The organism is Azotobacter beijerinckii (assembly GCF_900110885.1).
Classification (GTDB): domain Bacteria; phylum Pseudomonadota; class Gammaproteobacteria; order Pseudomonadales; family Pseudomonadaceae; genus Azotobacter; species Azotobacter beijerinckii.
Window position 1 is genome coordinate 1 of sequence record NZ_FOFJ01000043.1, and the last position, 14,717, is coordinate 14,717.

Genomic DNA, 14,717 nt, shown 5'->3' on the forward strand with positions numbered 1-14,717 from the left:
GCGATGTTTTGAACCGTTCGGACTCGAGGCGTTTGAGCCAAAGGCAAAAGCCGTTGCGCTCCCAATACAATATCTTCACTCGATTACGCTGGCGATTCAGGAAAACGAAAAGCACCGGATCGAACACCGCCACCTGGATATCCAGCTCGACCAGGGCCGCGAGACCATCGATGGATTTTCGGAAATCGACCGGCTTGGGGTAGAGGTAGACTCTTTCGACCTTGGCGTCGGGACGCATCATGGCGACTGGCTCCAGAAAATAACGGGAGCAAAGCATCGTCGGGTCTGTACCTCATTTGAAGGTGGGGTTCATGGAGCGCTTTCCCTGCGTGGGCACGTTGCAGGGGACGCTTCGGCGCCCCTGGGGCGCAGGAGCACCTAGCCTTGGGCTTCCCACGCAGGAGCGTGGGAGCCATCAAACGGTCTTGTACCGAGGCATCGCTCCGTGCCTCCCTGCGATTTGAGTGGGTTGGAGCGTATCAGCCGGTGGAGAGGCTGGCAGCAGGTTTTTCTATCGCCTCAACGTTTGGTTAAGGGGCGGGCTTTAGCCCGTCCCGAGTGAGCGAAGCGAACGACTTGAACCACTAGTTAGACGTATGCACTCCGCTCTGCAAAGCTATAGTCGCTATCTCCTAATATTTCATGCTCTAGGAATGAGAGACTTAGATTCACTGGTAGCATCGGGGCAAAACTGTGAACAATTTCCCCCTGCGGAGTGCCCTTGTGGTCGAAGCTTGGAGCTTCAACTACTGCGACTAAATTTGCTGATAATTTTTTATTCTCTTCACTCCAAATGGATCTTACGTAGTCAGCATGCTTGTAGTCTGAAAAATATATCGCCGTGGTTGCAGAGTGTATTTGAAGCTTGTTGATGATCGCAATATCTCGAAGTTCTCTAACATGAACCACATTCCCGGCACGAATTCTTTTGACTGAGTAATGCATAGGATCTATGAGCAGTAACGTTCTCTTTTCAGATAGAGGAAAAAAGATTTGTAGGCCAGGAGTTGTAAAGCCTAAGACCCCTCGTAATTTTACATTTCCAAAATGCGAGTTGTGAAATACTACAGGTGAGTCGCCAAATATAAATGGTCTATTGGTTCTGTTGTCGAGCAGTATTGGAACTAGATCGCCGAGTAAGTGAGCTTGCTCAATTGAGGTTTTTATTTGCTCAAGATGAAATCTAAGATGGTCTACTTCAAATAGATCTAGACTAGATATGTATTCGAGTTTTTGGTCGCCTGTAAGGCTTTCATTCTTGTTTATCTCAGCTTCTAGCCATAGCTTTGTAAGCCGGTCGTTCATTGGGTGAGAGCTGTTTCTTGCACCCAGTGTGCGTGCTTTCTGGAACATGATTGCCTGTAGCGTTAAAAGGTGATCAGCTTCTGAAAGCTCACGCAAATCTACGCAGTTTTTTAGATGGCGGAGTGTGCTGCTAAAAACTCCTTCGATATTTGAAAATGCGTCTTCTATTTCATCGGCTCCATAGAACTTGTGTTTTGACGCCTGCCCCTTTATTGGTGCTGCAGGGTAGGATGTGCCATTTTTCCTGTTAAGAACGCATATAGATCTTCCGTCGCTCGAAAATAATCTAAAGTAAAACTGTGGCACATAATGCTGATTAGATTTTTTGCTCATACGTCTAACAAGATACGAGGTAAGCACCGCTCGCACGCAGTGCGAGTGTGTACTCTAGCGAGTAGTTATCCGACAATACACTCCCCTCTGCGCAGCAGAGGTGTAAATGCACTGGACGTTCAGGCGAACAAAGAAGCGGAAAATGGCTTTTCCACCGCTGTATAGACTCCTGCCGGGGCATCAACTTCATTATGCCCCGGCAGGAGTCTATACAGCGTATTAGCTGATTTTGCGCTTTTTGGCCAGCTTGATTCCCTGCCATTTACAGTTCCCATGCACCGATGGTGCCTATTGTTGGATAGCGTAGAGCTAACCGGCGCTGCGCGGCTTTATCGCGCAGCGTCCAGCGGCCGAAGGGAGCGAGGTTGAGCGCCGGGTTAGGCTGCATTTCGATGACTAACATAAGCCTTTGCTTGCTAGAACTCATGGACTGGCTCCTTGAGTTTTAGGATTCGCGATCCCGTACCGGAGTAATCGATTTCCGCGGGGCCAAGCGAGTAATCGTCGTTTTCATAGTTTCCAGAGAAACGGTCTAGTATCAGTGTCTTGTCACGGTACACGCGAAGCGAAACACCGTGCCCTTGCCCACCCGCAATTGCGACGTAGTAAGCGTAGTTGCCGTTTGAAAAGAAAATGATGTCCTCACCAGTGTGGGGGGAGGTCTGGCGACTAAAGACAAAAAACTTCTTTGACCGGGTTGCGACAGCCTCGAACTCAACAAGTCGTGGCGCACCGTATCGGTATGAAAGTTTCTCGAACGGTTCAATTTGCTTGTCTGCGCACAGAGAAAGTAGCTTTCCTTCCTTTGTATTTTTCCAACCGCCTTCGGTTGCCTTGATAGGCCCCATCCAGGCGTTGGTGACTGAGTATTCATCTGACTGGCAATGTGTCGGCATAGCCGAACCAGCAGTTGCGGGACCGACGCATAGAGCAAACAAAAACGGGAATTGGAGATATCGAATCATCGTTGGAGGCCACCTAACGTGTAGCTAAGGAGCGCGCCGTAGGCGCGTCCCAGCGACCAAAGGGAGCGAACTTGAGCGTAGGGTTAGGGGCTGGATGGTGGATTTGCTGGCCCATACTTGTTTATCTCTGTCCTAGAAGCACCGTAATTGTTCAGGAGATCTTCAAAGAAACCCATGTCTTCAAGTTCTCGATTATCCTCATATGCGACGCAAAGAATAAGCCGAGCAATAAGCATATTTTTTTCAGTTTCAATTCTTGGGCCGCCGTTGGCGTCCACCCACGACCAAAGGGTTTTTTTGATCTTTGCTAGATCAATTTTTTCTTCGCCAGACCAGTGCTTCCGAATAGCCACCAATGCCTCTACCATTACGGGTAGCTGTGGGGGGTCGATCCGATCAAGCCACGCGAGCATGTATTTTGCGTAGTTTATATTTGCGTCCATGATTGCTATGTGAAGCTCCTAACGTAACGGAGCTAAACACCGCTCGCGCGCTTTTTGCGAGTGTGTGTTTGAGCGACTAGTTAGCCGACAATACACTCCGTCCCGCGCAGCGGGCTGTAAATGGGGTAGGCGCTCAAGCGCAATGAAAATCGAAAAATTTGCCTCTCCCCCAGCACGGGGCTCCGGCGTGTGCATTAACTTCGTTATGCTCCGCCGGAGCCCCGTGCTGGGTATAGCTGATTTTTTCGGTTTTTTCGGCGATTGATTCCACATCATTTACGTTTCCCTACGCCCGATGGTGGATATTGTTGGTTAACTACTATTAGACACCAACTGGTGCATAACTACCCGAACGGGCGTGGTGGATAACATTCTTGGTCATGTTCGCTCTCCCTGTCTAGGCCGAGGGTTTCGCGGTCGTGATGACCGTTTCGGGAAGTTATACACCAATGTTTCCCGCGCCAGTATCCCCATACCTCGGCCGTGATGGCATTGGCAAGCACAATGCGCAGCTGGCCAGTACGGCAGGCGGCAGCAGGGCGGCCAGCGCAGCCGTTCGGCGATGGAGAGGGGAGTGTCCTTGGCCTGCCAAGAGCAGGGCGATGCCGTTTGCCGTGTCGAACCGGTGGATGGCCGGAAAACGGCTGTCGGTTGTCGGCGAGGTGGGTGTGCCTGTGAAGCGGGAACGCCGGAAAGACCCGGAGTTCTGGGGCAGGGGAAAGTCCGGTGCTGCGCGCTGTAGCCGGCAGCGACCGGGCTTGGCCGATGTTCAGGGGGCGATGGAGAAGGCCTCGCGGAAACGCCGCAATGCCGTTTCCGGCTCTCCCGACGCCCAGCCTTCCAGGCCGACGACCCCCTGGTAGCCCATCTCGTGCAGCGCCCGGGCGATGGCCGGATAGTTGATCTCGCCGGTCCCCGGCTCCCGGCGGCCCGGAACGTCCGCCACCTGGCTTTCGCCGATGGCGGGGCCGGCCCGGCGGATCAGTTCGATCAGGTTCCCCTCGCCGATCTGCGCGTGGTAGAGGTCCAGGTTCATCTTGAGATGGGGACTGTCCACCGCCTCGACCAGCGCCAGCGTGTCGGCGGCCCTGGCGAAGGGCACGCCGGGATGGTCGACCGCGGTGTTCAGGTTCTCCAGCAGGAAGACCTTGCCGGCGCTCTGCCCCAGCCGGGCCAGTTCGGCCAGCGTCTTATAGGCGGCCAGCCACATCCTGCCCGTGACCCGCTCGACGGGCCGGACCGGCAAGCCCTTGTCGTCGAGGCCGGTGCCGTGCAGGTTCAGGCAGGGGCAGCCGAGCCGTTCGGCGACGGCGAGCGATTCCTTCGCGCTGGCGAGCAGGGCGGCGATGCCCTCGGGCTCGGTCAGGTTTCCGGAGACGTAGCCGGTCATCGAGGTGAAGTCGGCGCCGGTGGCCGCCAGGGCGGCGATGTCCTTCCTGGTCCAGTCCCAGATCTCGACGCCGAAGCCCAGTTCGTGGATGCGCCTCACGCGCTCGACGAAGGGCCGGTCGAGGAAGAGCATTTCGGCGCTGACCGCCAGCTTGAAAGGCGATCCGTGGTGTCCGTGCATGGGAAGTCCTCCTGTTCGCAGGAAACGCGGCTGGTCGGCTTCAGCCGCCGTCGGGCGCTGCGAGGTGTGCCCGCAAGATGCGGAAATCCGGGAGAGTCCCGGATTTCCGGAGGGGTCGGCCGCGCGCCGGGGCTGGCGGCGGCCGGAGTGTCCCGGGATTTCAGCGCTTGGTCGCGACCTGGAACTCGCCGACGTTGTCCGCGGTGATCAGCCGGTAGGGAATCAGCAGATGCTGATCGACCGGCTGCTTGGCGATCATCTTCAGCGCGGCGTCCAGCGAGCCTTCGGCCTGGCCCTTGGCGTCCTGGAACACCGAGACTGCCAGCAGGCCGCGCTTGACCGCCGCGATTCCGTCGGGGGTGCCGTCGGAGCCGCCGACCAGCACGTCCTTGCGGCCGGCCTGGCGCAGGGCCATGGCGGCGCCGATGCCCATCTCGTCGTTGTTGGAGAGGATGGCGTTCAGCTGCTGGCCGGCCAGCAGCCAGTTGCTGGTCAGGTCCATGCCCTTGTCGCGCAGCCAGAGGCCGGTCTGTTCCTCGACGACGGTGATGCCCGGGTATTTGGCCAGCACTTCCTTGATGCCCTGGGTGCGGCCGCGGGTGGAGTTGTTGGCCAGATCGCCGAGGAGGATGCCGATCCGGCCCTTGCCGTCCATCCTGTCGGCCATGAACTGCATCTGCAGGCGCCCGGCCTCGATGTCGTCGGAGGTCACGGTCACCACGCCGGGCGGCAGCTTGGCGTCGTCCGGCTTGCGGTTGATGTACACCAGCGGGATGCCGGCCTTGACCGCCGCGTCGGTGATGCTGCGGGTGGCGGCGGTATCCACCGGGTGCACGACGATGGCGTCCACCTTCTGGCTGATGAAGCTCTCCACCTGGCTGAGCTGCTTCACCACGTCGTTGCGCGCGTCCTCGAACTGCAGTTGCACGCCGTCGGCCCTGGCCTTGGCGGCCATGTGCTCGCGGACGTAGGTGAGGTAGTTGTCGTCGAACGACGCCATGACGGCACCGACTTTCAGCTCGGCGAGGGCGCTGGTGCTGGCGATCAGCGACAGGGCGGCCGCGGCCAGACGTTTCTTGATGTGCATCGAAGATCTCCACTTGTTGTTATTGTCGATTCGAAGCCGAACCATGCCGGCCTGCCCGGGGAGGGCAGGCGGCGGGTGTTGTCGTTGTCGCCGGGATCAGGCCGGGGCGTAGAAGGCCGGGCGCTCGGGCAGCTCGATCGGCTCGACCTTGCCGCTGCGCTGGGCGGCCACGCAGGCGTCGGCGGTCACCGCCGCGGTGTAGCCGTCCCAGGCGGAGGGGCCGCCGACCCGGCCGGCGACGACGGCATCGATGAAGGCCTGCAGCTCGACGTCGTAGGCGGCGATGAAGCGGTCCTTCCAGTCGACCAGGATCTCGTTGGAGAGCTTGGCCTCGCTGCGCAGCTGCACCGAGCTGGGCTCCGGCAGGCGGGCGATGCCGGTTTCGCCGACCACTTCGCACTGGATGTCGTAGCCGTACTGGCAGTTGACGAAGACTTCCACGTCGATGCGCGTGCCCCGGGCGGTTTCCAGCAGGACGATCTGCGGGTCCTTGAGGTGGGCCAGCGCCTTGGAACTCTTGCGCGGGAAGATCACCTGGGCCGAGACGTAGTGGTCGTCGAGCAGCCAGCCCAGCACGTTGATCTCGTGGATCAGGGTGTCGGTGATCGCCATGTCGGTGGCGTAGGCCTGGCCGACGCGGGCGTTGCGGTGCGCGGCGTGGATCATCAGCGGCTCGCCGATCCGGCCGCCGTCGATGGCCGCCTTGAGCGCGCGGTAGCCCTGGTCGTAGGGGCGCATGAAGCCGACTTGGACCAGGCGCCTGCCGAAGGCCATTTCCGCGTCGACGATGTTCTTGCAGCCCTGGGCGGTCACCGCCAGGGGCTTCTCGCAGAACACCGGCTTGCCGGCCCTGATCGCCGACAGCACGAACTCCTCGTGGCTGGGGCCCCAGGAGGTCACCAGGATCGCGTCCACGTTGGCGGCATTGATCAGTTCATGGGCGTCGGCGTAGACCTCCGCCGCGATGCCCAGGTCGCTCACCACCTTCTTCGCCTGGTCCTGATTGATGTCGTTGACCGCGACCACCCGTGCGCCCGACAGCGCGAAGCTGCAGCGACGGATGTGGTCCTGGCCGATGGCGCCGGTGCCGATCACTCCGATGTTCAAGGTCATGATGCGTCTCTTCCTTTCATTGGCGTTGTGGTGGGGAAAGCCCTGCGCGGCGCGTCCCGCGCAGGTCGGGCGAACTCTCAGTACTGCCGGGCCCTGGCGAGGTTCTCTTGAAGGACTCGCGCGACCGCCGCGATGCGCTCGCTCTTCGAGGTCTGGGCGCCGCCGACCCGCCACCAGGCGTGGTAGCCGTGGAGCATGGTCTTGGGCAGCACCTTGATGTCGATGAGGGTGGAGACGCTCTGTCGGCGGGCGTCTTCCAGCGCCGCATGCAGTTCGTCGAGGGTCTTCACCCGGTAGGTCTTGCAGCCGTAGGCCGCGGCGCTCATGGCGAAGTCGACCGGCACGAGGCCGCCGTCGAGCCGGCCGGTCTCCGGGTTGCGGTAGCGGAACTCGGTGCCGAAGCTGCCCATGCCGTGGCCCATCTGCAGGTTGTTGATGCAGCCGAAGGCCATGTTGTCGAGCAGGACCACGTTGATCTTGCGGCGCTCCTGGATGGAGGTGGCCAGCTCCGAGTGCAGCATCAGGTAGGAGCCGTCGCCGACCAGGGTGTAGACCTCGCGGTCGGGCTCGGCCAGCTTCACCCCGAGGGCGGCGTTCACCTCGTAGCCCATGCAGGAATAGCCGTACTCCATGTGATAGGTGTCGGGCCCCTTGCTGCGCCAGGCGCGCTGCAGGTCGCCCGGCAGGCTGCCGGAGGCGCCGACGACGATGGCGTCGTCGGCCAGGGCCTGGTTGAGCACCCCGAGTACCTGGCTCTGGGTCAGGCTGGAGCCGGTCAGTTCGACGAACTCCTCCAGCACGCGGCGCGGCAGGGGATCGTCGACTTCCGGGACGAAGCCTTCGCCGCCGTATTCCACGGCGTGGAGGCGGTCGATCTCCTCCTGCAGCCGGGCCTTCGCCTGCGCCGGCGCCTCGCCCCACCGGGCCTGGTAGCCGCTGCGGCCGAGGGCTTCGCCGAGCGCTTCCAGGCCGGTGCGGGCGTCGGCCACCAGTTGCACGGCGTCGAGCTTGCAGGCGTCGAAGGCGCTGACGTTGAGGTTGAGGAAGGCCACCTCGGGGTTCTGGAACAGGCCCTTGGACCCGCTGGTGAAGTCGGTGTAGCGGGTGCCGACGCCGATCACCAGGTCGGCTTCGCTGGCCAGCAGGTTGGCCGCCAGGCCGCCGGTCACGCCGATGCCGCCGAGGTTCAGCGGGTGAGCGGAGACGATGGCGCTCTTGCCGGCCTGGGTCTCGGCGAAGGGGATGGCGAAGCGTTCGGCGAAGCGCTGCAGGGCCTCGGCGGCGCCGGAGTATTTCACCCCGCCGCCGCAGATCAGCAGCGGCTTGCGCTTGCCCTTGAGCAGCGCCACGGCGTCGGCCAGCATGGCCTCGGTGGCCGGGCGGCGGTCGAGGCGGTGCACGCGTTTGGCGAAGAAGTAGTCCGGGTAGTCGTAGGCCTCGCCCTGCACGTCCTGCGGCAGCGCCAGGGTCACCGCGCCGGTCTCGGCCGGATCGGTGAGCACGCGCATGGCGTTGATCGCCGCGCTCATCAGCTGCTCGGGGCGGCTGACGCGGTCCCAGTATTTGCTGACCGCCTTGAAGGCGTCGTTGGTGCTGATCGACAGGTCGTGGCTCTGCTCGATCTGCTGCAGCACCGGGTCGGGCTGGCGGCTGGCGTAGACGTCGCCCGGCAGCAGCAGCACGGGAATCCGGTTGGCGGTGGCGGTGGCGGCGGCGGTGAGCATGTTCGCCGCGCCGGGGCCGACCGAGGAGGTGCAGGCGTAGATCTGCCGGCGGCGCTTCTGCTTGGCGAAGCCGATGGCGGCGTGGACCATGCCCTGCTCGTTGCGGCCCTGGTGAACGACCAGCTCGCCGGGGTCCTGTTCCAGCGCCTGGCCCAGGCCCAGCACGTTGCCGTGGCCGAAGATGGTGAAGACGCCCTTGACGAACTTGCTCTCGACGCCGTCGACGCTGACGTACTGGTTGTCGAGGAATTTCACCAGCGCCTGGGCCATGGTCAGTCGTGTCGTACTCATAGGTTCCCCTCAATTCGGTGGTGCTTCGTAGGGCGGGTGAAACCCGCCGGACATGGCGCGGAGCCGCACCGGAGTCGGCGGGTTGCACCCGCCCTACGTCGCGTGGAAAACGGCTGGGTTACGCGGCGCAGCCTTCGGGTATCGCGACGCTCGCCTGCAGGTGGCGCATGCTTTCCTGCAGCGCCGGGCGGATCGCGGCCAGGGCGTGCACGCTCTCGGCGAAGGGCTCGAAGGAGAACGGGCCGCGGTAGCCCAGCGCCAGCAGGCGGCGGATCTGTTCGGCGTTGCCGAGGAGGTCGGCCTCGCCGACCAGCACGCGGTGGCCGTCGCGGATCTCGGCCGGCGGAACCTGACGGTCCTCGACCCCGGAGATGTGCACGATGCCGGTCAGCTCGGGGAAGAACTCCTGCTCGCCGGCCAGGTGGTGGTGGAAGGTGTCGTGGACCAGACGGAACACGTCGAGCCCGCCGATGCCCTTGATCGCCTCCACGGCGTCGTGCTTGCGGCGCAGCGCGCTGCTCTCGAAGCCCAGCGGCTCGACGAAGCCGAGCAGGCCGTGCTCGCGCAGGATCGGCGCCAGCGCGGTCAGCGCGGTGCGCAGACCCCGGACCCGCTCGGCACGGCCGCGCGGGTCGGCCGGGTCGTTCAGCGGGCAGAGCACCAGCCCCTCGGCGCCGCAGGCGCGGGCATAGGCGGCGAGCTTGAGCGCCTGGGCGCGGCGCGCGTCGTTCCACACGTCGAAGGGGTAGAGGGCGTTGATGCTCAGCACGCGGATGCCCTTGGCCCGGCACAGTTCGCGGACCCGTTCGGGCGGCGTGCCGTCTTCGATCTCGATGCCCGAAAGGTCGTTGCGCAGCTCGATGCTGTCGGCCTTGAGGGCAATCGCCAGGTCGAGGAACTCGGCCAGCGGCAGGGTCGGGGCGACGATGCGGTTGAGGGCGAAGGGGAGGGACGGGGTCATTGTTGTTCTCCGTAAGGCTACACGCAGGGGGTTGGGTTACTTCGCGGTCGGCATGCTGAACTCCGGACCCTTGGCGATGCTGTCCGGCCAGCGCTGCATGACGCTCTTGTAACGGGTGTAGAAACGGATGCCTTCCTCCCCATAGGCGTGGTGATCGCCGAACAGCGAGCGTTTCCAGCCGCCGAAGGAGTGCCAGGCCATCGGCACCGGGATCGGCACGTTGATGCCGACCATGCCGACCTTGATGGCGCGGGCGAAGGCGCGGGCGACGCCGCCGTCGCTGGTGAAGCAGGACACCCCGTTGCCGAACTCGTGGGCGTTGATCAGCGCCACGGCGGCGGCGAAGTCCGGCACGCGGACGATGCCGAGCACCGGGCCGAAGATCTCCTCCCGGTAGATGGTCATCTCGGTGCCGACCCGGTCGAACAGGGTGGCGCCGACGAAGAAGCCGTTCTCCGCACCCGGCACCTTGAGGTCGCGGCCGTCGACGATCAGCCGGGCGCCTTCCTCGACGCCTTTGGCGATGTAGCCCTCGACCTTGGCCTTGTGCTGGGCGGTGACCAGCGGGCCCATGTCGGCCTCCGGGTCCGTGCCGTTGCGGATGCGCAGGCGGTCGATGCGCGGCAGCAGCTTCTTGATCAGCGCATCGCCGGTGTCGCCCACCGCCACGGCGATGGAGATCGCCATGCAGCGCTCGCCGGCCGAGCCGTAGGCGGCGCCGATCAGCGCGTCGGCGGCCTGCTCGAGGTTGGCGTCGGGCATCACGATCATGTGGTTCTTGGCGCCGCCCAGGGCCTGCACGCGCTTACCGCGGCGGGTGCCTTCCTGGTAGATGTACTCGGCGATCGGCGTCGAGCCGACGAAGGACACCGCCTCCACGTCGGGGTGCTGGAGCAGGGCGTCGACCGCGTCCTTGTCGCCCTGCACGACGTTGAACACCCCGTCGGGCAGGCCGGCCTGCTTGAGCAGCTCGGCCATCAGCAGGCTGGCCGAGGGGTCGCGCTCGGAGGGCTTGAGGACGAAGGTGTTGCCGGTGGCCAGGGCCATCGGGATCATCCACAGCGGCACCATCACCGGGAAGTTGAACGGGGTGATGCCGGCGCAGACGCCCAGCGCCTGGCGCATGTTCCAGTTGTCGATGCCGCCGCCGATGTTGTCGGTGTAGGCGGTCTTCAGCAGGTGCGGCGCGCCGCAGGCGAACTCGACGATCTCGATGCCGCGGGTCACCTCGCCCATGGCGTCGGAGAGCACCTTGCCGTGCTCGGCGGTGATGATCGCCGCCAGCTCCTGGTGGTGCTTGTCGAGCAGTTCCTTGAAGCGGAACAGGATGCGCGAGCGCTGCAGCGCGGAGCGCTCGGACCAGGCCGGGAAGGCCGCCTTGGCGGCGGCGACGGCCTCGTCGACGGTCTGCCGGCCGGCCAGCGCGACGCGCGCGGTGACTTCGCCGAGGGCCGGGTTGAACACCTCGCTGTGGCGCTCGCCGGCGTGCTGGATCTGGCCGTCGATGAAGTGGCCGATGAGATTTGCTTGAGTCATTTTCGATTCCTCCCTGCCGTCGGGAAGGCGGCAGCGTCGTTGGCGTCATTGGAGGGACCGGCGCCCTTGGCCCGGTCCCGCGTTCGGGGGATCAGGCCTGGCTGGAGCGCAGCGCGGCGCTTTCTTCGTGCTCCGGGGATTGCCGCCTGAGCTTGGCCAGCATCAGCGCTTCCATCCTTTCCAGGGACACGCCGCGGGTTTCCGGGACGAAGCGGGCGACGAACCAGTAGCAGAACACGCAGCAGCCGGCGAACAGCCACATCGGGAAGGCGCCGTGGAACAGCTCCATCAGCAGCGGGTGCTCGTTGAGCATCGGGAAGCTCTGGCTGACCAGGAAGTTGGCGATCCACATGCTGCACACCGCCACGCTCATGCCCATCGAGCGCATGTGGTTGGGGAAGATCTCGGAGATCAGCACCCAGGTGCCGACGCCCCAGGACAGCGCGTAGAACACCATGAACAGCAGCATGCCGAACAACGCCAGGTAGCCGGTCTGCTGGGTGTAGAGGGCATAGGAGGTGAGCAGCAGGCTGGCGATGATGCCGACGGTGCCGATGCGCATCAGCGGCAGGCGGCCGACGCGGTCGATCAGCCAGGCGCCGATGACGGTGCCGACCAGTTGCATGACGCCGACCCAGATGGTCTGGAACAGCGCCGACTCGGTGCTGCCGGTGACGGTCTTCAGCACCATCGGCGCGTAGTACATCATCACGTTGACCCCGGTGACCTGCTGCAGCATGGCGAGCATGCAGCCGACGAAGAGGATCAGCGCCAGTCCGGCTTCGCGCAGGTTCAGCTTCTGCGTCCGGCCCGGGCGGTCCTGGTGCAGGGAGTCCTTGATTTCTGCGAGCAGGTGGTGGGCATGCGCGTCGTTGGAGATGCGCGCCAGGGTCTTCAGCGCCTGATCGTCCTGGCCGGCCATGGCCTGCCAGCGCGGCGATTCGGGGATGGTGAAGACGAACAGGCAGAACAGCAGGCAGGGGATCACCTCGGAACCGAGCATCCAGCGCCAGCCGTACTCGACCAGCCAGGCGTCGGTCGCCCCCTTGGCGATCAGGTAGTTCACGTAGAACACCACCACCTGGCCGCCGACGATCGCGAAGGACTGCATGCCGAGCGCCTGGCCGCGGATGTTCTTCGGCGACACCTCGGACATGTACATCGGCGACACCGTCGAGGCGATGCCCACGGCGAGGCCGCCGATGATCCGGTAGATCACGAACCAGACGAAGCTGTCCACCACCGCGGCGCCGATGGCGGAAACGGTGAAGAGCAGCGCCGACAGCACCAGGGCCTTCTTGCGCCCCAGATGGCCGGCGATCCAGCCGGCGCCCAGGGCGCCGACGATGCAGCCGACCACCACGTTGGAGACGGCCCAGCCGGTTTGTGCGGGGGAGAGGGAGAAATATTGCTGCAGGGGTTCCACGGCGCCGGAGATCACTGCGGTGTCGTAACCGAAGAGCAGGCCGCCGAGGGCGGCCACGGCGCAGATCCGCAGCACGTAGTAGAGATCGTGCTGCTGGGGTGCAACGGTCTTGTCGTTCATGTCGCGTGCTCTGGTTGTTGTTCTTGGGTCCAGAAGTCAGCTACAGCGAAGGTCGCTTCCGTTCGGTTGGCGGCTTTCCTAGAGCTTGAGCAGCCACTCGTGGGCCGGGTCGTTGTGGAACTTCCAGGCGCGCGTCGGCCCGGCCATCACGTTCAGGTAGTAGGACGTGTAGCCGTAGGGCACGCAGACCGGGTGGTAGCCGCGGGGCACCAGCACCACGTCGTGGTTCTCCACCGCCAGGGCCTGGTCGAGGCCGCGGTCGTCGGTGTAGACGCGCTGGAAGACGAAGCCCTGCGCCGGGTTCAGGCGGTGGTAGTAGGACTCCTCGAGGAAGCTCTGCGCCGGCAGGTCGTCGGTGTCGTGGCGGTGCGGCGGGTAGCTGGAGGTGTGCCCCGAGGGGGTGATCACCTCGACCACCAGCAGCGAATGGGCCGCGGCGGTGTCCGGGAGGATGTCGCAGACGTAGCGGGTGTTCGCCCCCTTGCCGCGGGTGGATCGATTCATCTGCGCGGGTTCGATCAGCCGCGGCGCCAGCGTTTCGTCCGGGTTGCCGGGTGCCCGGCAGACGGCGATCTCGGCCGTGCCGTGGGCGCGCACCCGCGCTTCGCTGTGCGGCGGCAGGTAGACGGCGTAGGGCGACTGGTCCTCGAAGACGCTCTGCCGCTCGCCGATGTTCTCCCAGGCGAAGGCGCCCTTCTGCGGGTGGCTGGCGGTGACGGTGGCCTTGCCGGCGAGCAGCACGAGGCACAGCTCCTGGTCGCCGCCCTTGACCGGCAGTTCCTCGCCGTCGGCCAGGCGGTGGGCGGAAAAGCCCACGTAGTCGAGCGCACCCTCGGGCACCTGGACCAGCGTGCGCTGGTCGGCCGAGCCTTTGACGAGCAGATCCGGGGCGTTGTTTCTTTCCACGGTGTTCCTCCTTCAGGCGCTGGCGTGTTGGGGGGCGAGGCGGGCGAGCAGGCGGTTCAGCGTCTCGAAGCCCTTCTTGGCGTAGGCGTAGCTGGGCGCCACGGCCGGGTCCTGCTCGGCCTCGACCACCAGCCAGCCGCGATAGCCGGCGGTCAGCAGGGTGGCGAGGAGGGCCTCGAAGTCGATGTCGCCGTCGCCGGGCACGGTGAAGGCGCCGTTGACGATGCACTCCGGGAAGCTCCACTGCTCGTTGCGCGAGAGCTTGACCACGCCGGCGCGCACGTCCTTGCAGTGCACGTGGCAGACTCGCGCGAGGTGCTTCCTGAGCACGGTCAGCGGATCGCCGCCGCCCAGGTAGCAGTGGCCGGCGTCGAACAGCAGGCCGACCTCCTCGCCGGTCGCCGCCATCGCCCGGTCGATGTCCTCCGGTGCCTGCACGTAGGCGCCCATATGGTGGTGGTAGGCCAGGCGCAGGCCCTGGGACTGGGTGTAGCGGGCCAGCCGGGTGAGCTTGTCGCCGTAGGTCTTCCAGGCTTCGTCGGTGTAGAAGCGCGGGCGCTCGCCGAGGGCGATGCGCCGGCCCTGGATGGAGCCGGCGACCTCGCCGTAGACCAGCACCTGGGCGCCGTTCTCGGCGAGCAGTCGGCAGTGCGGGGCGATGGCCTCGATCTCCTCTTCCACGGAGCGGTGGGCGAGCAGGCTCGAATACCAGCCGGAGACCAGCTCCAGGTCGTATTCGGCGAGCACCGCGCGCACGCCTTCGGGGGTCTTGGGGAACTTGCCGTTGAGTTCGAAGCCCCGGTAGCCGATCGCCTTGCCCTCGGACAGGGCGGTGCTCAGCGGGGTTTCGCCGCCCAGCGAGGGCAGGTCGTCGTTGCTCCAGGAGATCGGGTTGATGCCGATCTTGACCGGTGAATTCGTCATGTCGTTCGCACCT

At 64.0% G+C, this 14,717-nt stretch carries 14 protein-coding genes; all 14 read right to left on the reverse strand.

What is annotated here, in order from left to right; genetic code table 11:
- Positions 1 to 241: IS66 family insertion sequence element accessory protein TnpB (gene tnpB / locus BMY22_RS17020; RefSeq protein ID WP_143068526.1), on the reverse strand; the 241-nt coding region annotated here is incomplete at its 3' end.
- A 347-nt stretch (positions 242 to 588) separates the two neighbouring features.
- Positions 589 to 1,638 carry a DUF4238 domain-containing protein gene (locus BMY22_RS17025; RefSeq protein ID WP_090624040.1) on the reverse strand — a complete coding sequence of 350 codons (1,050 nt, stop codon included), beginning with the start codon at positions 1,636 to 1,638 and terminating at the stop codon, positions 589 to 591.
- A 262-nt stretch (positions 1,639 to 1,900) separates the two neighbouring features.
- The gene (locus BMY22_RS24455; protein ID WP_167363757.1) at positions 1,901 to 2,065 is read right to left on the reverse strand and encodes a hypothetical protein; all 165 of its coding nucleotides are present in this window, start codon (positions 2,063 to 2,065) and stop codon (positions 1,901 to 1,903) included.
- Entirely contained in the window at positions 2,055 to 2,603 is a 549-nt protein-coding gene (locus BMY22_RS23895) for a hypothetical protein (RefSeq protein ID WP_143068527.1), read from the reverse strand. Before BMY22_RS23895 ends, BMY22_RS24455 begins: the two co-directional genes overlap by 11 nt.
- A gap of 83 nt (positions 2,604 to 2,686) precedes the next feature.
- Positions 2,687 to 3,046: a hypothetical protein gene (locus tag BMY22_RS23900; RefSeq protein ID WP_143068528.1), complete on the reverse strand. Its 360-nt coding sequence runs from the start codon at positions 3,044 to 3,046 to the stop codon at positions 2,687 to 2,689.
- Between the two features lie 769 nt (positions 3,047 to 3,815).
- The gene (locus tag BMY22_RS17030; protein ID WP_090624042.1) at positions 3,816 to 4,616 is read right to left on the reverse strand and encodes a TIM barrel protein; all 801 of its coding nucleotides are present in this window, start codon (positions 4,614 to 4,616) and stop codon (positions 3,816 to 3,818) included.
- A 160-nt stretch (positions 4,617 to 4,776) separates the two neighbouring features.
- Entirely contained in the window at positions 4,777 to 5,703 is a 927-nt protein-coding gene (locus BMY22_RS17035) for a sugar ABC transporter substrate-binding protein (protein WP_090624043.1), read from the reverse strand.
- A gap of 96 nt (positions 5,704 to 5,799) precedes the next feature.
- Entirely contained in the window at positions 5,800 to 6,816 is a 1,017-nt protein-coding gene (gene iolG, locus BMY22_RS17040) for a bifunctional inositol 2-dehydrogenase/D-chiro-inositol 1-dehydrogenase (protein ID WP_090624045.1), read from the reverse strand.
- Positions 6,817 to 6,893: 77 nt separating this feature from the next.
- On the reverse strand, positions 6,894 to 8,831 hold the full coding sequence (iolD, locus tag BMY22_RS17045) for a 3D-(3,5/4)-trihydroxycyclohexane-1,2-dione acylhydrolase (decyclizing) (protein WP_090624046.1): 1,938 nt from the start codon (positions 8,829 to 8,831) through the stop codon (positions 6,894 to 6,896).
- A gap of 118 nt (positions 8,832 to 8,949) precedes the next feature.
- Complete coding sequence (locus tag BMY22_RS17050) at positions 8,950 to 9,792, reverse strand: TIM barrel protein (RefSeq protein WP_090624048.1); 843 nt, start codon at positions 9,790 to 9,792, stop codon at positions 8,950 to 8,952.
- Between the two features lie 36 nt (positions 9,793 to 9,828).
- Complete coding sequence (locus tag BMY22_RS17055) at positions 9,829 to 11,328, reverse strand: CoA-acylating methylmalonate-semialdehyde dehydrogenase (protein WP_090624050.1); 1,500 nt, start codon at positions 11,326 to 11,328, stop codon at positions 9,829 to 9,831.
- 91 nt (positions 11,329 to 11,419) lie between these two features.
- The gene (locus tag BMY22_RS17060) at positions 11,420 to 12,874 is read right to left on the reverse strand and encodes a sugar porter family MFS transporter (protein ID WP_090624051.1); all 1,455 of its coding nucleotides are present in this window, start codon (positions 12,872 to 12,874) and stop codon (positions 11,420 to 11,422) included.
- 78 nt (positions 12,875 to 12,952) lie between these two features.
- Positions 12,953 to 13,780, reverse strand: coding sequence for a 5-deoxy-glucuronate isomerase (iolB, locus tag BMY22_RS17065; protein WP_090624052.1), 828 nt, complete (start codon positions 13,778 to 13,780; stop codon positions 12,953 to 12,955).
- 12 nt (positions 13,781 to 13,792) lie between these two features.
- On the reverse strand, positions 13,793 to 14,704 hold the full coding sequence (gene iolE, locus BMY22_RS17070; RefSeq protein WP_090624054.1) for a myo-inosose-2 dehydratase: 912 nt from the start codon (positions 14,702 to 14,704) through the stop codon (positions 13,793 to 13,795).
- Positions 14,705 to 14,717 lie beyond the last annotated feature (13 nt).